This is a genomic window from Kosakonia sp. S42 (genome assembly GCF_016624785.1).
Lineage (GTDB): Bacteria > Pseudomonadota > Gammaproteobacteria > Enterobacterales > Enterobacteriaceae > Kosakonia > Kosakonia cowanii.
On the sequence record NZ_JACVTW010000001.1, the window covers coordinates 668,611 to 688,656 of the forward strand.

General features: G+C 57.0%; 15 protein-coding genes and 1 pseudogene. 12 read left to right on the forward strand and 4 right to left on the reverse strand.

Translation table 11 applies throughout. The features are described 5' to 3' along the window. Positions 1-54: 54 nt before the first annotated feature. The 7 genes from glsB to IAE50_RS03225 all read left to right on the forward strand — a co-directional run bounded on the left by glsB (position 55) and on the right by IAE50_RS03225 (position 7,521). On the forward strand, positions 55-981 hold the full coding sequence (glsB, locus tag IAE50_RS03195) for a glutaminase B (protein ID WP_200579528.1): 927 nt from the start codon (positions 55-57) through the stop codon (positions 979-981). Further along, positions 981-1,343, forward strand: a complete 363-nt coding sequence (locus IAE50_RS03200; protein WP_094419824.1) for a DUF4186 domain-containing protein — start codon at positions 981-983, stop codon at positions 1,341-1,343. The genes glsB and IAE50_RS03200 overlap by 1 nt, the downstream gene beginning before the upstream one ends. A 108-nt stretch (positions 1,344-1,451) precedes the next feature. Further along, positions 1,452-2,888, forward strand: coding sequence for a GGDEF domain-containing protein (locus IAE50_RS03205; RefSeq protein ID WP_200579529.1), 1,437 nt, complete (start codon positions 1,452-1,454; stop codon positions 2,886-2,888). A gap of 212 nt (positions 2,889-3,100) precedes the next feature. Then, positions 3,101-4,075 carry a diguanylate cyclase gene (locus IAE50_RS03210; RefSeq protein WP_042715599.1) on the forward strand — a complete coding sequence of 325 codons (975 nt, stop codon included), beginning with the start codon at positions 3,101-3,103 and terminating at the stop codon, positions 4,073-4,075. Positions 4,076-4,155: 80 nt separating this feature from the next. Then, positions 4,156-4,680 (forward strand): GNAT family N-acetyltransferase, encoded by a 525-nt coding sequence (locus IAE50_RS03215; RefSeq protein WP_200579530.1) that lies wholly within the window; start codon positions 4,156-4,158, stop codon positions 4,678-4,680. A gap of 117 nt (positions 4,681-4,797) precedes the next feature. After that, positions 4,798-6,249 carry a tagaturonate reductase gene (locus tag IAE50_RS03220; protein WP_200133478.1) on the forward strand — a complete coding sequence of 484 codons (1,452 nt, stop codon included), beginning with the start codon at positions 4,798-4,800 and terminating at the stop codon, positions 6,247-6,249. A gap of 357 nt (positions 6,250-6,606) precedes the next feature. Next, complete coding sequence (locus tag IAE50_RS03225) at positions 6,607-7,521, forward strand: bestrophin family protein (RefSeq protein WP_200579531.1); 915 nt, start codon at positions 6,607-6,609, stop codon at positions 7,519-7,521. A gap of 152 nt (positions 7,522-7,673) precedes the next feature. Here the strand turns inward: IAE50_RS03225 and IAE50_RS03230 are convergent, their stop codons facing one another. Then, on the reverse strand, positions 7,674-9,095 hold the full coding sequence (locus IAE50_RS03230; RefSeq protein ID WP_200579532.1) for a PLP-dependent aminotransferase family protein: 1,422 nt from the start codon (positions 9,093-9,095) through the stop codon (positions 7,674-7,676). Positions 9,096-9,186: 91 nt separating this feature from the next. Between IAE50_RS03230 and IAE50_RS03235 the strand changes: the two genes are divergently transcribed. Further along, positions 9,187-9,666, forward strand: a complete 480-nt coding sequence (locus tag IAE50_RS03235) for a carboxymuconolactone decarboxylase family protein (protein ID WP_200579533.1) — start codon at positions 9,187-9,189, stop codon at positions 9,664-9,666. Positions 9,667-9,769: 103 nt separating this feature from the next. Here IAE50_RS03235 and IAE50_RS03240 read toward each other — a convergent pair whose 3' ends face one another. From IAE50_RS03240 to ansP, 3 genes are all read right to left on the reverse strand, one after another. Next, positions 9,770-11,335: a methyl-accepting chemotaxis protein gene (locus IAE50_RS03240; protein ID WP_200579534.1), complete on the reverse strand. Its 1,566-nt coding sequence runs from the start codon at positions 11,333-11,335 to the stop codon at positions 9,770-9,772. A 245-nt stretch (positions 11,336-11,580) separates the two neighbouring features. Beyond that, the gene (locus tag IAE50_RS03245; protein WP_042715587.1) at positions 11,581-12,819 is read right to left on the reverse strand and encodes an EAL and HDOD domain-containing protein; all 1,239 of its coding nucleotides are present in this window, start codon (positions 12,817-12,819) and stop codon (positions 11,581-11,583) included. 314 nt (positions 12,820-13,133) lie between these two features. Continuing rightward, entirely contained in the window at positions 13,134-14,597 is a 1,464-nt protein-coding gene (gene ansP / locus IAE50_RS03250) for an L-asparagine permease (RefSeq protein WP_076769817.1), read from the reverse strand. A gap of 461 nt (positions 14,598-15,058) precedes the next feature. On the opposite strand from ansP, the gene IAE50_RS03255 reads away from it, so the two are divergent. The 4 genes and pseudogenes from IAE50_RS03255 to IAE50_RS03275 all read left to right on the forward strand — a co-directional run bounded on the left by IAE50_RS03255 (position 15,059) and on the right by IAE50_RS03275 (position 20,041). Beyond that, on the forward strand, positions 15,059-16,075 hold the full coding sequence (locus IAE50_RS03255; RefSeq protein ID WP_200579535.1) for an LLM class flavin-dependent oxidoreductase: 1,017 nt from the start codon (positions 15,059-15,061) through the stop codon (positions 16,073-16,075). Then, on the forward strand, positions 16,072-17,193 hold the full coding sequence (locus tag IAE50_RS03260; protein WP_200579536.1) for a M20 peptidase aminoacylase family protein: 1,122 nt from the start codon (positions 16,072-16,074) through the stop codon (positions 17,191-17,193). Before IAE50_RS03255 ends, IAE50_RS03260 begins: the two co-directional genes overlap by 4 nt. A 64-nt stretch (positions 17,194-17,257) precedes the next feature. Further along, positions 17,258-19,521 (forward strand): annotated as a pseudogene (locus IAE50_RS25915) (NtaA/DmoA family FMN-dependent monooxygenase). Between the two features lie 10 nt (positions 19,522-19,531). Continuing rightward, the gene (locus IAE50_RS03275; RefSeq protein ID WP_200133486.1) at positions 19,532-20,041 is read left to right on the forward strand and encodes a GNAT family N-acetyltransferase; all 510 of its coding nucleotides are present in this window, start codon (positions 19,532-19,534) and stop codon (positions 20,039-20,041) included. The last annotated feature ends 5 nt before the right edge of the window (positions 20,042-20,046 follow it).

The following is a 20,046-nucleotide window of genomic DNA, read 5'->3' on the forward strand; positions in this document are numbered from 1 at the left end:
AAAACAGCTCTGGTATACTCGCAGCCCGATTTGGCCTGTGGGCGAGGAGTGAAAGTGGCATCGGTGATGGATAATGGCGTGCTGGAGACGATAGTCGACCAGGTACGCCCGCTGCTGGGATGCGGAAAGGTCGCGGATTATATCCCGGCGCTGGCGGCAGTCAGCGGCAATAAACTGGGTATAGCGATCAGCACCGTCAATGGGGAGCACTATCAGGCAGGCGATGCCGATGAGCGCTTCTCCATTCAGTCGATCTCAAAAGTGCTTAGCCTGGTGGTGGCAATGAACCACTACGGTGAGGAGGAGATCTGGCAGCGCGTCGGCAAAGATCCTTCCGGCCAGCCTTTCAACTCGCTGCTGCAGCTGGAGATCGAGCAGGGCAAGCCGCGCAATCCGTTCATTAACGCCGGGGCGCTGGTGGTGTGCGATATGCTGCAAAGCCGCCTCAGCGCACCGCGCCAACGCATGCTGGAGATTGTGCGCAAGCTCGCAGGCGTCGAGGATATCGTTTACGACACGGCGGTGGCGCGATCGGAGTTCGACAACGCCGCGCGCAACACGGCTATCGCCTGGCTGATGAAGTCTTTCGGCAACTTCCACAATGATGTCACCACTGTTCTGCAAAACTACTTCCACTACTGCGCGCTGAAGATGAGCTGCGCTGAGCTGGCGCGCACCTTTCTTTTCCTCGCGCAGAGCGGGCAGGCGGAGCACCTCGGCCAGCCAGTGGTGTCGCCAAGGCAGGCGCGGCAGATTAACGCCCTGATGGCGACCAGCGGTATGTACCAGAACGCCGGGGAGTTTGCCTTCCGCGTCGGCCTGCCGGCGAAGTCGGGCGTTGGCGGCGGGATTGTGGCGATTGTGCCTCATGAGATGGCGATTGCCGTCTGGAGCCCGGAGCTGGATGACGCGGGCAACTCACTGGCGGGCGTCGCGCTGCTGGAAGCGCTCAGCCAGCGCCTTGGCAGATCGGTCTACTGATGGCGGATCTCGACGCGCTGTTTGCCCGCCTCGGGCGCTCAACCTTTCGCTCCCGTTTTCGCTTAGGCGCAAAGGAGCGGCACTACTGCGAAGAGAAGGGGGCAGAGGTGATTGCTGCCCACGCCGCTGATTTTGTCGCCCGGCGCCTTGCGCCTGCGCTGCCTGACAATGACGGTAAACAGACACCGATGCGTGGCCATCCGGTGTTTATCGCCCAGCATGCCACCGCCACCTGTTGTCGCGGCTGTCTGGCGAAGTGGCACGCCATTGCACCGGGTCAGCCGCTTTCACCCGCGCAGCAGCAGTATGTTGTTGATGTGATTTATCACTGGCTGGTGATACAGATGAATTCGCCGCGCTGATGGCGGTTGCGCAACACCCTATAGCGGAAAACAAGCATGCTAAGCTTTAGGCTATTTCCGACGCTACTTCGGGCAGCTCCTGCCGCCCGCGACAGGAATTGAGATTTGATGCGAGCTTTGTTGTCCTCCTGGCGTCCGTTCAGGGAAGAGACCCCGCTGATAAATGCGGGGATGATTTTTGCGCTGACCACGCTGTTCTATTTTATCGGCGCGATGATGCGCCTGGTCGAGGAGCTGTCGCTCTTCTGGCCGCTAAACGCGGTGATGGCCGGGGTCTTCGCCCGCTACGCGTTTTTGCACCGCTGGCACTACTACTTAATCAGCTATGTCGCGATGCTGGCTTACGATGCCGTCACCACCAGTTGGGGCACGGCGTCGCTGATCATCAACTTCTCCAATATGGTGTTTATTATCACCATGGCGCAGCTTATCGGTTGGGAGCGGCGCCAAATCGCCAAGACGCCACAGCCGATCAATGCCCTGAAACTCTTTAGTTACTGTCTGGTGGCGGCGCTGCTCTGCGCCTTCTTTGGCGCGCTGGGCTCAGTCGGGATTGACGATCAGGGTTTCTGGCCGCTGCTGGCGGACTGGTTTGGCGAGCAGTTCTCAACGGGCGTGCTGATTTTGCCCTGCCTGCTGACCATGACGCGCCCGCGCGCGCTCAAAGGCTTTTCACTGCCGCAGGTGATGCCGATCCTCGCGCTGGCGGTGTCGGTCGCCGCCTCGGTGATGATTGGCGGTGCCGGAAGCCTGGCGTTTCCGCTCCCGGCGCTGATCTGGTGCGCGGTGCGCTATTCACTGTCGGTAACCTGCCTGGTGACGCTTATCACCGGCGGGCTGGAGATTATGCTGGTCTCGAGCGGGCAGATCGATATTCACGTCCACTCGCCGTTTGATATTCCGCAGATGCTCTCGGCGCGCCTTGGCGTGGCAACGATGGCCATCTGCCCGGTGATCGTCTCGGTCAGCGTTGAAGCCATCAACCGCCTGATGCGCCAGGTGTCTTTGCGCGCCGATTTTGATTTCCTTACCCGCGTTTACTCCCGCTCTGGCCTGTATGAAGCCCTGCGCAAAGAGGAGAAGCGCTTTGTCGGCAAGCACCTCTCCGTGATGCTGATGGATATCGACTACTTCAAAAGCGTCAATGACAGTTATGGTCACGAGTGCGGCGACAAAGTGCTGACTTCATTCGCGCAAAAAGTGCAGCAGGAGCTTGGCACACGCGGGCTGGTGGCGCGTATGGGCGGCGAGGAGTTTGTGGTGGTCGCCGTAACAGACGATGCGACGGCAGGTAAAGCGCTGGCGGAGACGCTGCGCCATGCGGTGGAAACCCATCTCTTTAAATGGCGCCAGCAGACGCTACATCTGACGATGAGCGTCGGCATCGGGCACGGCACGCCGGACCCGCGCCACTTAACCGAGGGGTTCAATGATCTGCTGGCTGAGGCCGATGAGCATCTCTACCGCTCGAAGAACCATGGCAGAAACTGCACTAGCGATAGCCAAAACGATGCGCGGGAAGTGGCTGTTTCGCCCGCCACGTGAAATAAGCAACACAATAAATATTAATAACTTATAAATATCTTGCGGCTGATTTTTGAGACCCATATGATTAACGTCGCGCGGTCGCAAGCAGCGGATTCGCTCACCCTGACAAACGTGCCGAATAGGCTACGCTTAATGCTGTAAACCGTTGTCTACTCGCCCGTTTGCTCGAGCGCGGCGGTCCAGACTGAGAATGATGAGATCGGCACTCTATGAAAACACCTGCGATTCCCGCAAATGAGGCACAGCGCCTGGCGTCATTACATGACTCCGGCCTGCTGGAGGGGGGCGTCAACGCCCGTTTAGACCGCTTAACGCGCCTGGCGCAACGGATGTTCAATGTCCCGGCGGCGTTGATTACGCTGGTCGATGAAGAGACGCTCCATTTTAAATCCACCGGCGGTTATCCGGCTGAAGCCCAGACGCTGCCGCGCAACATCTCCTTTTGCGGTCACGTCATTTTGTCTGAAACGGCGATGATCATTGAAGATACCCATCTTGATGAGCGATTTACCGATAATCCGCTGGTGACGGGCGAACCGCACATTCGTTTCTATGCCGGTTACCCGCTGCGCCTGCCGGACGGTGCGCTGGTGGGATCGCTGTGCGTGATTGATAAGGCGGCGCGCGGCTTTTCCGGCGCGGAAGTCGACACCCTGAAAGATTTCGCCATGATCGTCGAAGATGAGTTCGCGGTGATGAGCGCGGCGACGACCGATGAGTTAACCGGACTCTTTAACCGCCGTGGCTTCGATAACCTGGCGAAGTTCGCGATTGTTGGCGCACGCCGCCGCGCACAGCCATTGACGCTCGCGTGGATCGACCTTGATAACTTCAAAGAGATTAATGACACCTACGGCCACGGCGAAGGGGATGAAGCCCTGAAGGCGATGGCGGAGGTGATGACCGCCAGCCTGCGCGAAGCGGATCTGCGGGTTCGCTACGGCGGCGACGAGTTCGCGATTGTCTTCTCCGATACCAATGAAGAGGGCGCATGGATTGCGATGCAGCATCTGGTCGAACAGGTTGAGGCCTGGAACCAGCAATCGGGTAAACCCTGGAAGCTCGGTTTCTCCTGGGGCGTCAGCGAGTTTAATCACGATGGCAGTGACGATCTGCGCGCCTGGATGAAAGAGGCGGATGAGAAGATGTATGCCATGAAATCCCGCAACAATCGCGGGCGCTGATCCATAACGAAATCGTATGGGCGCGGCGCTTGAGTTAGCCTGTTCCGCGTTGAATAGTGGTCATTTTACAAGGAAGACAAATGACCGCTTATCATATCAATAGCCTCTCTGGTGAGGCGATCCTCTGCCATATCGACAGCCTGTGCGGCGTGCTGGAAAACTGCGTCGCCGGCGGTGCCTCCGTCAGCTTTATGCACCCGCTTTCGCGGGAAAAATCACATCAATTTTGGTCCGGGGTTGCCGCAAGCGTAACGCGCGGTGAGCGCATTGTGCTGGTCGCGCAGGATGAGGCGGGTGAGGTTGTCGGCACCGTGCAGGTGGTGCTCGATCAGCCGGAGAACCAGCCGCACCGCGCCGATGTCTCGAAATTACTGGTGCATGGTAACGCGCGACGTCAGGGGCTGGCGCGTCGCCTGATGACAGCGCTGGAGCGTGAGGCGCAGGCGCACGGGAAAAGCGTGCTGGTGCTGGATACAGCGACCGGCAGCGGGGCGGAGAACTTCTACACCGCCTGCGGCTGGCAGCGGGTGGGTGAGATCCCGCGTTACGCGCTGATGCCGGATGGAAATGTGACGGCGACGACACTTTTTTACAAGTTCATATAACTGGCGCCAATAAGCCGCGCCAGTTTGATCAAAACAGGGTTTCATGGTCGTAAAGTCTGATAAGTTATTACACCAATCTTCCAAGGTTGTATGACTAATCTAAAAAAGGAACCCACTGTGAACACATTAAACCGTCGCAATTTTCCCGGGGCTGATTACCCAGAACGTATTATTCAGTTTGGCGAAGGGAATTTTTTGCGCGCTTTTATCGACTGGCAAATCGATCTGTTGAACGAGCACACCGACCTCAACGCCGGTGTGGTGGTGGTTCGCCCAATCGAGAGTGATTTCCCGCCTTCTCTGAGCACGCAGGATGGTCTCTACACCACCATTATTCGCGGCCTCAACGAGCAGGGCGAAGCGGTGAGCGATGCGCGTCTTATCCGCTCCGTTAACCGCGAAATCAGTGTTTACACGCAGTATGACGAGTTTCTTAAACTGGCCCACAATGCGGATATCCGCTTCGTTTTCTCCAATACCACTGAAGCGGGTATCAGCTACCACGCCGGGGATAAATTCGATGATGCCCCAGCGGTAAGCTACCCGGCTAAACTGACGCGCCTGCTGTTTGAACGCTTCCGCCATTTTGCCGGTGCGCAGGATAAAGGCTGGATCATTATCCCTTGTGAATTAATTGATTATAACGGCGACGCGCTGCGTGAACTGGTGCTGCGTTATGCCAACGAGTGGGCGCTGGGCGCGGAATTTATCCAGTGGCTTGAGACTGCGAACAGCTTCTGCTCGACGCTGGTTGACCGCATTGTTACCGGTTATCCGCGTGATGAAGTGGCGAAACTGGAAGCGGAGCTGGGTTATCAGGATGCCTTCCTCGATACCGCCGAGCACTTCTATCTGTTTGTGATTCAGGGGCCAAAATCGCTGGCCGCTGAGCTGCGTCTGGATAAATACCCGCTGAATGTGCTGATTGTGGATGACATCAAGCCATATAAAGAGCGTAAGGTGGCGATCCTCAACGGAGCGCATACGGCGCTGGTGCCGGTCGCATTCCAGGCGGGTATCGATACGGTTGGCGAAGCGATGAGCGACACGGAGATCTGTGCGTTTGTTGAGAAGGCGATTTACGAAGAGATCATTCCGGTGTTGGATCTGCCGCGCGATGAGCTGGAGTCTTTCGCCAGCGCGGTGACCGGGCGTTTCCGTAACCCCTATATCAAACACCAACTGCTCTCTATCGCCCTGAACGGCATGACCAAATACCGCACCCGCATTCTGCCTCAGCTGCTGGCAGGGCAAAAAACCAGCGGTGAATTACCTGCGCGCCTGACCTTTGCGCTGGCGGCGCTGATTGCGTTTTATCGCGGTGAGCGTGACGGGAAAAGTTATCCGGTGCAGGATGATGCGCACTGGATTGAGCGTTACCAACAGCTGTGGAGCCAGCATGGTGACCGTCAAATTAACACCCGCGAGCTGGTGAGTGCGGTGCTGTCGGTGAGCGAACATTGGGAGCAGGATCTGAGCAAGGTGCCGGGTCTGGTGGAGCAGGTGACGCGCGATCTGGATGCGATTCTGCTGCGCGGCATGCGCGAGGCAGTAAAACCGCTCTGCTGATAGCTGGCTGTTAAATGCCGGATGGCGCTGGCGCTTATCCGGCCTACATTTTTTACTCCCACACACCACTCGATCCCGCAGGCCGGATAAGGCGCAGCCGCCATCCGGCACTCCCATATACCACTCGATCCCCGTAGGCCGGATAAGGCGAAGCCGCCATCCGGCAAAACAGCGATAGCTGAAATCACGCCTCTAGTTACAACATACTATTAGCGAGTTGTATAACAGGTTCCAGCAACCTCTGCGCCAATACCACGTCGGGCAGGGCGAAATTGCGTCACAATCCATTAGCAAACTTGCAACTGTGACATTGATCACGTTTAATAGCCGCTGCGCTCCTTTTCCCCCTGAATAATTATGATTGTCCGTCCTGAAAAACACTGGCTTGCTCGTCTCTTCGTCTGGCACGGCTCCGTACTGCCGAAAATCGCTTCACGCCTGACCATGAACTTCCTGCTTTCGGTCGCCGTCATCTGGATGCTGCCGTGGTATACCTCGCTGGGCATCAAGCTAACGGTCGCACCGTTCAGCATTCTCGGTGTGGCGATTGCTATCTTCCTCGGTTTTCGCAACAACGCCTGTTTCGCACGCTACTCGGAAGCGCGTCTGTTGTGGGGGCAGTTGATGATCGCCTCGCGCTCGCTGCTGCGGGAAGTGAAAACCACGCTGCCAGACGAAAGTGACGTGCGCCACTTTATGCAGCTACAGTTCGCCTTTGCCCACGCGCTGCGCATGACGCTGCGACGCAAACCGCAGGGCGACGTGCTGTCAAAATATCTCTCGGCTGATGAGTTACGGCAGGTCTTAAATGCCCATTCGCCGGCAAACCGTATTCTGCTGTTGATGGGCCAGTGGCTGGGCGAGCGCAGGGCACAAGGAGCGCTGTCGGATATTATGTTCCACAGCATTACTCAGCGCTTACACGATATGTCCGCGGTGCAGGCCGGCTGCGAGCGTATCTTTAATACGCCGCTGCCTTTTGCCTATTCACTGATTTTGCACCGCACGGTCTATCTCTTCTGCATCATGCTGCCGTTTGCGCTGGTGGTGGATCTGCACTTTATGACGCCCTTTATCTCGGTGCTGATCTCCTACACCTTTATCTCGCTCGATACGCTGGCGGAAGAGCTGGAAGATCCCTTTGGCGAAGAGGATAACGATCTGCCGCTGGATGCCTACTGCAACGCGATTGAAATCGATCTGCTGCAAATGGAAGACGCCGACGATCTGCCGGTCAAACTGGCACCGGACAAAAATTACCAGTTGACCTAAACTTACAGGGGCGTAAGCCGTAAGATTTTTTCACTCTCCTGGCTCAGGTCATTTAAAAAGAGGGACATGCGATGGAAAAGTCCGATAAAACCTTCTCGTTCGCGCTGACGTTTATCGTTGGCCTGTCACTGCTCGCCACGGCATGGGATATCTCACTCTTTAGTAGCCTGCCGTGAGCCATCTGCCAGCAGCGCCTGCGTCTCTTGCGCCGGGCGCTGCAACAGGGCAATCGCCTCTTCAGCTGACGTGACATTGGTGTAACCGATAATCAAACCGTAACGTGGCGAATCACCTCTGTACCACTCTGAAAGCGGGCTGACCTGCAACTGATGTTGTTGCCAGAGTTGTGCCAGCGTCACATCCTGCGTGCTATCACGCAAAAAGGCGATGATATGCATGCCACCGTCGCGCACCTCTACATCAAAAAGCTGCGGATAAATCTGCGCCAGCGCCGCCAGCACGAACCCGCGCCGGGCAGAGTAAAGATTGCGCATCTTCTTCAGATGCTTATAAAAGTGGCCTTCGCTGAGAAAGGCGGCGAGAATTTTTTGCGTTAACAGCGGCTGGCCGCTCTCGGTGAGTTCAGCTGTTTGCCGGAACTGCGCGAGCAGCGCGCGCGGCAGCACCAGATAACTGGTGCGTAAGGAGGGCAGCATGGTTTTGCTGAAGGTGCCCATATAGATAACCCGGTCATCACTATCGAGGCTCTTCAGCGCAGGCACCACTTTGCGGGTGTAGTGAAACTCGCCGTCGTAATCATCCTCAACAATCCAGCTATTATGCTGTGTTGCCCACGCCAGCAGCTGCTGTCTGCGGGGCAGGGAGAGGGTGACCGCCAGTGGGCTTTGGTGTGACGGTGTCACAAATAGCAGGCGGGCGTCATGGTGATGGCGCAACAGAAACTGCATATCCAGACCGTCGTTATCCACCGGCACGCTATGGAGTTGCTGGCACGTATGCTCCAGAATGCGCTGGCCTAAAAAATAACCCGGCTCTTCAAACACCACTTTCTGCTGTGAGCCTGCAAGCAGGGTGAGGATCACCCGCAAGTTATGTTGATACCCGCCGGTGATCACCACCTGTTCCGGGCTGCAGGCGAGCCCGCGCGAAACATTCAGATAGTGGGCAATAGCGTCGCGCAGAGGAGCGTAGCCCATTAACGGTGGCGTAAGCATTTCGCTTGGATGTAGCGCGCGCACCGCTTTAGCGCTGAGCAGCAGCCATTTTTTACTCGGGAAGGCATCAAGCGCCGGAATGCCGAGGCGCAAAAAACCGCGCTGTTTACGTTCCGCGTCGCCAAACGCTGACGCTGGGGTGGAAAGGGGCTTATCGCGAGCTTTACGCTTGACCGGCGACAGCACCAGTTCAGGATTGACGCGTGTGCCGCGCGCGCCATCGCTGACCAGAAACCCTTCACCGATCAGAATCGACCACGCGGTCTCCACCGTTTTTCGCGCCACGCCCAGTTCGCTGGCCAGCACGCGCACCGAAGGGACTTTATCTCCCGGCTTGAGCAAACCCTGCGTGATGCTGTCGCGATATTGCGAATAAATAGCTCTGTATCCTGGCTTCATGTCCTACCTTTTTTTCGCGTTTTTGCATCTTTTTCCTGCGACATTGACGCGTAATATAGCCCTCGTTGAAACAATAAACGAGGCAAATAATATGAGCACCCGCATCAATCTCTTCCAGCGCGTTCCCGATCTGATCAAAGCCTTTTCCGCCGCCAGCCAGGCGGCACACAACAGCGGTCTGGATAACACACTCAAAAATCTGGTTGATATTCGTGCCTCGCAGCTAAACAGCTGCGCTTTCTGTCTGGATATGCATATTAAACAGGCGCGGATTCTGGGTGAGCGGGAGTTACGGTTGCATCATGTCGCCATCTGGCGCGAATCGCCGTTATTCACCGAAAAAGAGAAGGCGGCGCTGGCGTTGACCGAAGCCCTGACCCGGCCCGGTGCTGAAGGGGTAAGCGATGCCATTTATGACGCGGCGCGTGAACATTTTGATGAAGTGGCGTTATCAGAGCTGGCGTTTGCTATCTCGATCATCAACACCTGGAACCGTTTGATGATCGTCTCGCAAACCGCGCCGGGCGCGCTCGATAAAGCCTACGGCCTCGATCGCGCGAATCTCGAATAGCCGTGCGGTTTCGTAGGCCGGATAAGCGCAGCGCCATCCGGCAATACAGCCCGGTTCATGGCTGAACCGGGCAGGGACATCGCTTTCCGACGTCAAAAAACCATTAATGCGCCAACTGGAAGAAACGCACCGAGTTGCGCAGCGCCTCGCTCTGCTCCGTCATGGACTGCGCGGCCACCGCGGCCTGTTCCACCAGCGTGGCGTTCTGCTGGGTCACCTGGTCCATTTGATCGATGGCGACGCTGATCTCTTTAATCCCCTGATGCTGCTCGGTTGAAGCGGCGGAAATATCGGCGACAATATCCGTCACCTTATTCACCGACGAGACAATCTCCTCCATCGCACGGCTGGCGGTATCGGCAAAACGCGAACCGTCGGTGATTTTTTCCACCGTCCCCTCAATCAACTGCTTAATCTCTTTTGCCGCATCGGCGCTCTTCTGCGCCAGGTTACGTACTTCGCCTGCGACCACCGCAAACCCTTTACCCTGTTCACCGGCACGCGCCGCTTCCACGGCGGCGTTGAGCGCCAGAATATTGGTCTGGAACGCGATCCCCTCAATCACCGAAATAATGTCGACAATCTTCTGCGAACTGTCAGAGATCTCATGCATGCGCGTCAGCATATCGTTAACCTCTTTGCCGCCTTTGAGCGCGGTTGCAGAGGTCTGGCGCGCCAGCTCGCTCGCTTTGCGGGCGTTCTCCGCATTACTCTTCACGTTTTCCGTAATCTGTTGCATGTTCGATGACGTCTGCACCAGCGACGCGGCCTGCTCCTCGGTGCGCTGCGACAAGTCATTGTTACCCTCGGCAATCTCACCGGCGGCATGGGAGATCGATTCGCTGCCATCAATAATGCCGCGAATAATCTCCGCCAGCTGGCTGTTCATATATTTAATCGTCGCCAGCAGACTATTGCTGTCACCTTCACGCAGATCGACCGCCGTCTCCAGCTTGCCGGCGGCCACCGCCTGCATAATCGACATCGCATAATCCGGCTCGCCGCCCAGTTGCCGCGCCAGGCTGCGCGAAATAAAGAGGGCGCTCACACCTGTCGCAATCAGCGCCAGTAGCAGTAAGCCGATCAGCACATAGAGCGCGTGGTTGTAATTCGCCTGCGTCGTTTCGCCCATCCGATCGCCGATAGCCACTTCCATATCGACCAGCGTCGCCAGGTCTTTCATCAACTGCGTGCGGTACTTCGCCGACACCACGCCGCTAATCTTCGCCGCTTCTGCCGCGTCGCCGTGGTTCATCGCCTCAATCACTTTCGCGTTGACGTCGATGAAGTTTTTGAAGTTATCAACCACCGTCACAAACAGCGCGTTCATCTCCGGCGTTGCATCGGCAGAGATTTTTGCGTACTGCCGCTGGGCATTGAGGAAGGTCTCTTGGTTTTGCAGCAGCTCATTACGATGTTGATCGAGGGAAGCGGGGGTTGTCGAAGCGATGTACTGCACCTGCTGTAAGCGCATTTCCGCTAACACACCGCGCATCTCAAGGGTGTAGCGAATGCCGGGCATGCGCTGCTGGCGGAATTTATCAATTTGTTGTTTGCTGCCGTTAAGCTGATAAATAGAGACAATGCCAACAATTAACATCATCACAATAAGAATAGAGAAACCAACGAGCAGTTTCGTTAATACCGTCGCGTGCGCAATTTTTTTCATGATCCTGAAGTTTTAAAAAAGAGTGGTACTAGTAATAACGGCAGAAACCGCAGAAAGATTGAGGTTAAAATTCGATCTGTATCACATATCGCACTGATATTAGGGCAAATATCTTACAGGTAAGGTCAGTTTTATTTAAGGCAAGTGAGGGTGTTAAATAAGATCGGAGAGGTCTGTTAATTAATTGAAATAATATTTCACTTAAAGCGATAAATATATTCGCGCACGCAACCGTGCGCGAATAATTAACCTTTAAGACTTAGCGGCAGCTCATCTGCCCACTTAGTGGCTTGCGTCATTAATTCTGATACTGCGGAGTAAGGCAGGCCAATCTTGTTGGCAATCGCGCTGGTCTCATCCCATAAACGCTGTTCATAGACGCGGGCGAGGTGAACATAGGGGTAGAGTTCGCCGCTCTCTTTTTCCAGCGCTGTTGCCACATCCGGCGAGACGGAGATCTGCTCCATCAGCTCTTCAAGCGGCAGGCCGAGGATCACATCCAGCAGGGAGAAGAGCCCCACCAGGAAAGCGTCATTGGCGACATTATTGCTGGAAGTGCGCGCCGCCACCAGTTCGCAAAACTTGGCGCGGATCAGGCTCAGATAGTAGATCTCGGTATTGGTAACATGCTCAAACGACGTAAGACAGGCCACCAGTACAAAACGGCGCATCTCGTTGATGCCGAGGTAAACCACAATGTCGCGTAAGGACTGGTTACGAAAGCCGCTAATCCCGCGTGTGTTATATAAGATGTTCTGCGCATAACGCATGATCTTAAACGACAGCGAGACATCGCGTTTCAACAGCTCTTCAATGCGGTTTAAGTTCGGCGACTCGACGTTAACTTCCTGCATCAACCGCAGTGCGAAGGCGCGGTTCTGCACCAGCTTGTTGCGCTTAGAGACCACCGGTTTGCTGAAGAAATAGCCCTGGAAGAGGCGAAAACCCAGTTTTTTGTAGGCTTCGAACTCATCATAGGTTTCTACTTTTTCCGCCAGCAGCACCGCGTGGCGCAGCGCATCGCGGTTGGCGTTAACCCAGGCGTCAATCTCTTCCAGTGAGCTTCGCCTGATATCGAACTTAATCACATCGATATAGGGCAGGAAAGCGTCCCACTGGTTGCCGGGTGCGAAATCGTCGAGAGCGACGCGAAAGCCAAGGTTCTGCAGGCGTTTTACCGTCTCCAGCAGTTGCTTGTCCGGCTGCGCATCTTCAAGGACTTCGATCACCACGCGGTTTTTCGGCAGCGTTTCGGCAAGGCCGTCAATCAGTAACTGGTAGGGGAAATTGACATATACCGTCGTCAGATCGTTCTTACGTCCGACAGGCGCACTGAGAAACTGCTCTTCGATCAGTTGGGTCGTGGCTTGCTCGGCAGAGATCTCCGGAAAACGGTTATCCATGCTATTGCGGAACAGCAGTTCGTAACCGACGGTGTTCAGTTGGTTATCAAAGATCGCCTGTCTGGCCACAAAAGAAAACATTCACCACCCCGTACACCGTGTACTTTTGTATAAGTATTACAAATATATAAGCTTATAACACACCCTGAATAGCCGAAGCGTGCATCTGATACTAAAAAAGTGACCTTTAGCGCTAAAAATATAGGCCAGCAAAGCGGTAAGTGTACAGGTAATGAGGATATTCTTAAGCGTAACCGCTCAAAGTAGCAGCATCACGCTGTAAAAAACGGCAAATAGGCAGGAAAGCGTAAGCGAGGCAGGGGATAAAACAGGCGCTGCACCTGCGTGACAGTCAAAATCGCTGTCCGGCATGGTGCAGCGCCAAAGGCGCGGGATTAAGTACGCGGCGTCTGTTCAGCCGGCGCGGTCGCATGAACTTCGTTCACGCGTTTACGCACGCCAAACCAGCCGGCAATCAGCAGAACGGCGATCAGCGGAATAGAGCCGATAGTGAAGGTACCGTTCGGATAGTCGAACGCCATCAGTACCAGTACGCTGAGCAGGAACAGCAGCGTCAGCCAGGAGGTCACCGGCGCACCGGGCATCTTGAAGCTGACATCTTCTGCTTTGCCTTCGCGGATCGCTTTGCGCAGGCGCATCTGGCACACCACGATAAAGCCCCATGAAGCGATAATCCCCAGCGACGCGACGTTCAGCACAATCTCAAACACCTGCGACGGCACCAGGTAGTTCAGGAACACGCCCACAATGTAGACGCAGATTGTCGCCAGAATACCGGCATACGGCACCTGCTGGCGGCTCATCTTCGACATAAACTTCGGTGCGGAACCGCCCATCGACATCGAGCGCAGAATACGTCCGGTGCTGTAGAGGCCGGAGTTGAGGCTGGAGAGTGCGGCGGTCAACACCACGATATTCATCACGTCGCCAATATATGGCACGCCAAGCTTCGAGAAGAAGGTGACGAACGGGCTTTGTCCCGCCTGATAAGCGTTCCACGGCAGCAGCAGCACCAGCAGCACCACCGAGCCAACGTAGAACAGGCCGATACGCCAGATCACGCTGTTGATCGCTTTCGGTACCATGGTCTTCGGCTCTTTACATTCGCCTGCGGCGGTGCCGACCAGCTCAATAGAGGCGAAGGCGAATACCACGCCCTGCACCAGCACCAGTGCGGCCATCATGCCGTGGGGGAAGAAACCGCCGTTATCGGTAATCAAATGGAAGCCGGTGCTGTTGCCATCAAGCGGTTTGCCGGTGCCGAGGAAAACCGTCCCGACCACCAGAAACAGCACAATTGCCAGCACTTTCAGCAGCGCAAACCAGAACTCCATCTCGGCGAACCACTTCACGCCGATCATGTTCATGGTGCCGACGATCGCCAGCGCGCCGAGGGCGAAGACCCACTGCGGCACGTCGCCAAAGGCGCCCCAGTAGTGCATATAAAGCGCGACGGCGGTGATATCGACAATGCCGGTCATCGCCCAGTTGATGAAGTACATCCAGCCGGCGACATAGGCGGCTTTTTCACCGAGGAACTCACGGGCGTAAGAGACGAAGCTGCCGCTGGAAGGGCGGTGTAAAACCAGTTCGCCCAGCGCACGCAGAATAAAGAACGAGAAGATACCGCAAACGAGATAGACGATAGCCAGCGATGGCCCGGCCATTTGCAGTCGCGCGCCGGCACCGAGGAAAAGACCGGTACCGATTGCGCCGCCGATGGCGATCATTTGTACATGGCGGTTACCCATCGCCCGGCTGTAGCCCTCTTCATGAGAGTTCAGCCAGCGACGTTTCGCCGCGTGATGCTCCGTGGTGTTGTTGTTCTCTGTTTTCATTGCATTACCCTGTTGACCTGTCTGACCTTGCGGAATGTCTCAAGCCGCAGCACAAAAACCACACGATTTGCACCGTCGGCTACACGTTCTCTCTTTCCATTGTTTCTGTGTATGGATAAGGGAAAACATGGCGCAGCATCGTAACCGCAATCGTTTACTGACGCAAAACATACCCAGCCGTAAACAGCACACTATTAGTCGAAATTGTGAAGTCAACTCCATCAAGCAGAGGAAATGATTCAGGATGGTGAAAAATGCAACAGAAAAAACCACAACCATAGAACGGTGTTTTACCCAGCCAGCACCTGCATTTGTCATCATTCATTTGCAGAACAAATAGCTTGAGCGCCTGGCAACGCTGACTTTGCGAATTTTTTGCTTACCAAATGTAAATTAATTGTTTCACAGCAGATTCCGCGCGCTCCAGTATTGGCTCATCTTCTCTGACACGAGAGCGTGCCATGTCTTACCGACTAAGTTTACTGGACAAAAGCCCCATCGCGGAGCATGAAACCGCGCAGGACGCGCTCCTGCGCACGCTACAACTGGCGCAGCAGGCGGAAAACTGGGGCTATCACCGCTTCTGGATAGCTGAACACCACAACACTTCACAGCTGGCGAGCCCGTCACCAGAGCTGCTGATCGCCTGGATACTCGGCCAGACGCGGCGCATCCGCGTCGGCTCCGGCGGCGTGATGCTGCAACACTACAGCCCCTACAAAGTGGCGGAGAATTTTAATCTGCTGGCGAACCTTGCGCCGGGACGCGTCGACCTGGGGGTGGGCAAAGCGCCCGGCGGTTTACCGCTCTCCACCCGCGCGTTGCAGCAGGGGGTGAACCCAGACGAGAAGGGGCGCTTTGCCGATCAACTGGCGCAACTGGATAACTGGCTGTCGCTGACCCCGGACGAAAGCGCGGATGAATCCTTACTGGCAACGCCGCTTGCGCCAGTACAGGCGGAGCGTTTCCTGCTCGGTGCCAGCCTTGAGAGCGCCACACTTGCGGCATCCCTCGACTGGAATTTTGTCTACGCGGCGCATCTCAACGGCGACAAAACTCTTTTGCGTGACGTTGTCACTAAATGGCAGCAACTAAGCCGCCGCGACACGCTGGTTGCCGTGCAGGTGATTGTGGCAGAAAACCAGGCGCAGGCTGACATGCTGGCGCAGCAGGTTGAGGTGTGGGGCGTTGAGCTGGCGAACGGGCAAAAAGTGAGTGTGGCGAGTGAAGCGCAGGGGCAGGCCTTTGCCCGCCAGGCTGGCAGCCCGGCAGTGCGTATTGCGCGGCGCGAAAGCGCAATCATTGCCGGCACGCCAGAAAAGGTGCGGGCCGGGCTGGATGAGCTGCACCAGCAGTTTGGCATTGACGAATTTATTATCGACACGCCGGTGGCGGAAGGACGTGCGCGCGTAAACTCGCTCCTGCTGCTGGCGCAGGCGGTCGCGAAGACGCAAACCCTACAGGAGGTGGCGGGATGAGTTTTACCGAACAGTTAATTGCGTGGCGGCGCGAGCTGCATCAGCACCCAGAGCTTTCGCTCCAGGAGTTTGAAACCACGCGGCGCATTCGCCACTGGCTGGAGCATGCCGGGCTGCGCCTGTTGCCGCTCGATCTGCCGACCGGAGTGGTCGCGGAAGTCGGAAGTGGGGAAAAGGTGATTGCGCTGCGCGCCGATATCGACGCGTTACCAATTGAGGAGGCGGTTGACTCGCCGTTTGCCTCGCGCAATCCCGGAGTGATGCACGCCTGCGGCCACGATATTCATACCAGCGTGATGCTCGGCGCGGCTTTGTTGTTAAAGGAGCGTGAGCAGCACCTGCCGGGCAGGGTGCGCATCCTGTTTCAGCCAGCGGAAGAGAATTTTGGCGGCGCGAAACGGCTGATTAAGGCCGGTGCGCTCGAGAGTGTGAGCGCGATTTTTGGCATGCACAACGAGCCGGGCCTGCCGGTCGGCGCATTTGCCACCCGCGGCGGCGCGTTTTACGCCAATGTTGATCGCTTCAGTCTGAAGGTGAGCGGTAAAGGGGCGCACGCGGCGCGGCCGCATGAGGGCAATGACGCCATTCTGCTCGCCAGCCAGCTGGTTGTGGCGCTGCAAAGTATCGCCAGCCGCAACGTCAACACCCTCGAATCGGTGGTGTTAAGCGTGACGCGTATTCAGGGTGGCAATACCTGGAACGTGCTGCCGGAGCATGTCGAGCTGGAGGGAACCTTGCGCACCCATGATGCGGCTATTCGCGCGCAGGTGAAAAAACGCGTTGAGGCGATCGCCGCCGGGCTGGCGCAGGCTTTTGATGCCGGTATTGCGGTGACCTGGTTCGACGGCCCGGATGCGCTGGTCAATCACCCGCAGTGGGCAGACTTCGCCCGCGAGGTCGCCAACGAACATGGATACCGTACCGCAGAGGCGGATCTGCATATGGGTGGGGAGGATTTCGCCGTCTATCTCCAGCAGATACCCGGCGCGTTTGTCAGTATCGGCAGCGACAGCCCGTACGGCCTGCATCACCCCGCGTTTAATCCTGATGAAGGGCTGATTGATGAGGCGGCGCGCTACTTTGCCCGCCTGGCAGAAAAAGCCTTACAGCACCCTTAACAAACCTTTAAATGACCTGGGGCGGTGGCTCCGGGCCACCTGTTGCCTGAATTCCGGAGGGAGTATGTCTACAGCACGACAATTGCGGCTTGGCACCATCTTGCATGGCGCATCGGGAAATATGTCCGCCTGGCGACATCCTGCGGCGGTCGCCGACGCCAGTATTAATTTTGACTTTGTGCAGGAGACGGCACGTATCGCTGAGCAGGGGAAACTCGATTTCTTATTTGTCGCTGACGGCTTATATATCAATGAAAAATCGATCCCCCACTTCTTAAATCGTTTTGAACCGCTGACGGTGTTGTCGGCGCTGGCAAGCGTCACCCGGCATCTTGGTCTGGTGGGCACGCTCTCAACCTCCTATAGCGAACCCTTTACCGTGGCGCGGCAGTTCGCCAGCCTCGATCACCTGAGCCATGGCCGGGCAGGCTGGAACGTCGTCACCTCACCGCTGGAAGGTTCGGCGAAAAACTTCTCCCGTGAAAAGCACCCGGATCACGCCCTGCGTTACCGCATTGCCGATGAGTATCTCGATGTGGTGAAAGGGTTGTGGGACTCCTGGGAGGAGGACGCCTTTATTCGTGATAAAGCCAGCGGGCAATTTTTCGACCCGGCGAAACTGCACACCCTCAACCACCACGGCGACTTTTTCCAGGTCGCAGGCCCGCTGAACATTGGCCGCACGCCGCAGGGCAGGCCGATTATTTTCCAGGCGGGTGCCTCGGAGGATGGCAAAAAACTGGCGGCGCGCCATGCCGATGCCATTTTTACTCACCATGAAACGTTAGCGGAGGCGCAGGCCTTCTACCGCGACGTGAAGCAGCAACTGGAACAGCACGGGCGGCATCATGACGAGCTGCACATTTTCCAGGGCGTCAGCGTGATTGTCGGCGACAGCGAAGCGGATGCCGAGCAGCAGTATCAAACCACCGCCGCGCTGGTCTCCATTAATGATGCGCTCAACTACCTCGGGCGCTACTTCGAGCACCACGACTTTAGCCAGTACCCACTCGACGAACCCTTCCCGGAGATTGGTGACTTAGGGCAGAACAGCTTTCGCAGCACCACTGATGAGATCAAGCGCAACGCCCGCGAACGCCAGCTGACGCTGCGCCAGGTGGCACTGGAGAGCGCCTCGCCGCGTCCGCGTTTTTCCGGCACCGCTGAACAGGTGGCCGACGGCTTGCAGGCGTGGTTTGAGAGCCGCGCCGCCGACGGGTTCATCATCCAGGGCGGTACGCCGGATACCTTCCCGCGCTTCGTCGAAAAAGTGGTGCCGATCCTGCAAGCGCGCGGCCTGTTTCGCACCGACTACCCCGGCACAACCCTGCGCGAAAGTTTAGGCCTGGCGCTGCCCGCACATCCCCGGTCAACACAATAGAAGAAGAGAACGCTATGCAGAGACGCACCCTTTTACTGGCGGCAACGCTTGCATTGACGCCGCTGGCGCAGGCCAGCGAGGTGACCATCAATGGCACCGGCGTTAGCCTTGAGGCCAATTCCACGCCGATCCATACGGCGAAAAACCCGCAGGCGATAAGCCAGCTGCCGCAAGGGTACCGCTTTGTGCAGCCGGGTAAATTCACCGTGGCGGTTGCCGCGCTTAACTCGCCGCCGCTGACGGTGTTTGCCGCTGATAACAAAACCCTGCTTGGCAGCGAAGTGGATATTGCCCGGCTGGTGGCCGATAGCCTCGGGCTTGAACTGAATGTGGTGCCGACCTCCTGGGAGGACTGGCCGCTGGGCGTGGCCTCCGGCAAATATGATGCCGCGATCAGCAATATCACCGTCACCCAGGCGCGCAAAGCGAAGTTTGATTTCGCTACCTATCGCAAAGACTCCCTCGGTTTTTATGTCAAAACCGCAAGCCCCATCAAACAGATTCAGCAGGCGGCGGATATCGCCGGGCTGCGCATCATTGTTGGCTCCGGCACCAATCAGGAGGCGATCCTGCTGGCCTGGAACGCGGAAAACCTGAAGAAGGGGCTTAAACCCTTTACGCCGGTCTACACCAAAGATGACGCCGCGCAGACGCTGGCGCTGCAATCGGGCCGCGCGGATGCCTTCTTTGGCCCCAACGTGATTGGTGCCTGGAAAGCGGCGCTGACCGGCAAAACCCGGCTGGTGGGCAGTGTCGACGGCGGCTGGCCAAAAGCGGCGCATATTGCCGTGACGTTGCGTAAAGGCAACGGACTGGCACCGGCGGTACAGAGCGCGCTGAATGGTGCGATGGCGAGCGGCGATTACGACAAGGTGCTCAACCGCTGGGGTGAAGGGGTAGAGCGTATCGCGCAATCAGAAATTAACCCGCCAGGCCTTGGCGATTAAGGAGCAGAGGATGAACGAACGTTTCCGCGATGTCTCGCCCGACGCCGACGAGCTGCAACCGATCCTCGCCGGGCTGTTTGCCGAGTATGCCGCCCGCTACGGGGACTACTTCTCCCGCGACGCCGAAGTGGAGCTGACTGAGTGGTATTTACCGCCGCAGGGGCTGTTTATCGTGCTGGAGCGCGACGGAAAGATTATCGCCACCGGCGCTTACAAACCTTTTGATCAGCGCACTGCCGAAATCAAACGCATCTGGACCGACGCCTCGCTGCGCCAGCAGGGGCTGGCGGCACGCGTGGTGCAGGAGCTGGAGCGCCGCGCCGAGCTTGCCGGTTATAGCCAGATCTACCTGACTACCGGCTTTCGCCAGCCGGAAGCGGTACGGCTCTACCTGAGCCAGGGCTACCAGCCGCACTTCGACCTGACGCGCGATACGGAAGAGTACAGCCTGCCGCCATTTGATGGCCGGCTGCGCTTCAGCAAAGTGCTGTCGTCGGCCCGTCTGAGCAAAACCGCCTGAGGAGC

Bases quoted from the DNA above. Each gene is read 5' to 3' on its own strand.
- IAE50_RS03200 (WP_094419824.1), top strand. From the start codon at position 981: ATGGCGGATCTCGACGCGCTGTTTGCCCGCCTCGGGCGCTCAACCTTT.
- IAE50_RS03205 (WP_200579529.1), top strand. From the start codon at position 1,452: ATGCGAGCTTTGTTGTCCTCCTGGCGTCCGTTCAGGGAAGAGACCCCG.
- IAE50_RS03210 (WP_042715599.1), top strand. From the start codon at position 3,101: ATGAAAACACCTGCGATTCCCGCAAATGAGGCACAGCGCCTGGCGTCA.
- IAE50_RS03215 (WP_200579530.1), top strand. From the start codon at position 4,156: ATGACCGCTTATCATATCAATAGCCTCTCTGGTGAGGCGATCCTCTGC.
- IAE50_RS03225 (WP_200579531.1), top strand. From the start codon at position 6,607: ATGATTGTCCGTCCTGAAAAACACTGGCTTGCTCGTCTCTTCGTCTGG.
- IAE50_RS03230 (WP_200579532.1), bottom strand. From the start codon at position 9,095: ATGAAGCCAGGATACAGAGCTATTTATTCGCAATATCGCGACAGCATC.
- IAE50_RS03235 (WP_200579533.1), top strand. From the start codon at position 9,187: ATGAGCACCCGCATCAATCTCTTCCAGCGCGTTCCCGATCTGATCAAA.
- IAE50_RS03240 (WP_200579534.1), bottom strand. From the start codon at position 11,335: ATGAAAAAAATTGCGCACGCGACGGTATTAACGAAACTGCTCGTTGGT.
- IAE50_RS03245 (WP_042715587.1), bottom strand. From the start codon at position 12,819: ATGTTTTCTTTTGTGGCCAGACAGGCGATCTTTGATAACCAACTGAAC.
- ansP (WP_076769817.1), bottom strand. From the start codon at position 14,597: ATGAAAACAGAGAACAACAACACCACGGAGCATCACGCGGCGAAACGT.
- IAE50_RS03255 (WP_200579535.1), top strand. From the start codon at position 15,059: ATGTCTTACCGACTAAGTTTACTGGACAAAAGCCCCATCGCGGAGCAT.
- IAE50_RS03260 (WP_200579536.1), top strand. From the start codon at position 16,072: ATGAGTTTTACCGAACAGTTAATTGCGTGGCGGCGCGAGCTGCATCAG.
- IAE50_RS03275 (WP_200133486.1), top strand. From the start codon at position 19,532: ATGAACGAACGTTTCCGCGATGTCTCGCCCGACGCCGACGAGCTGCAA.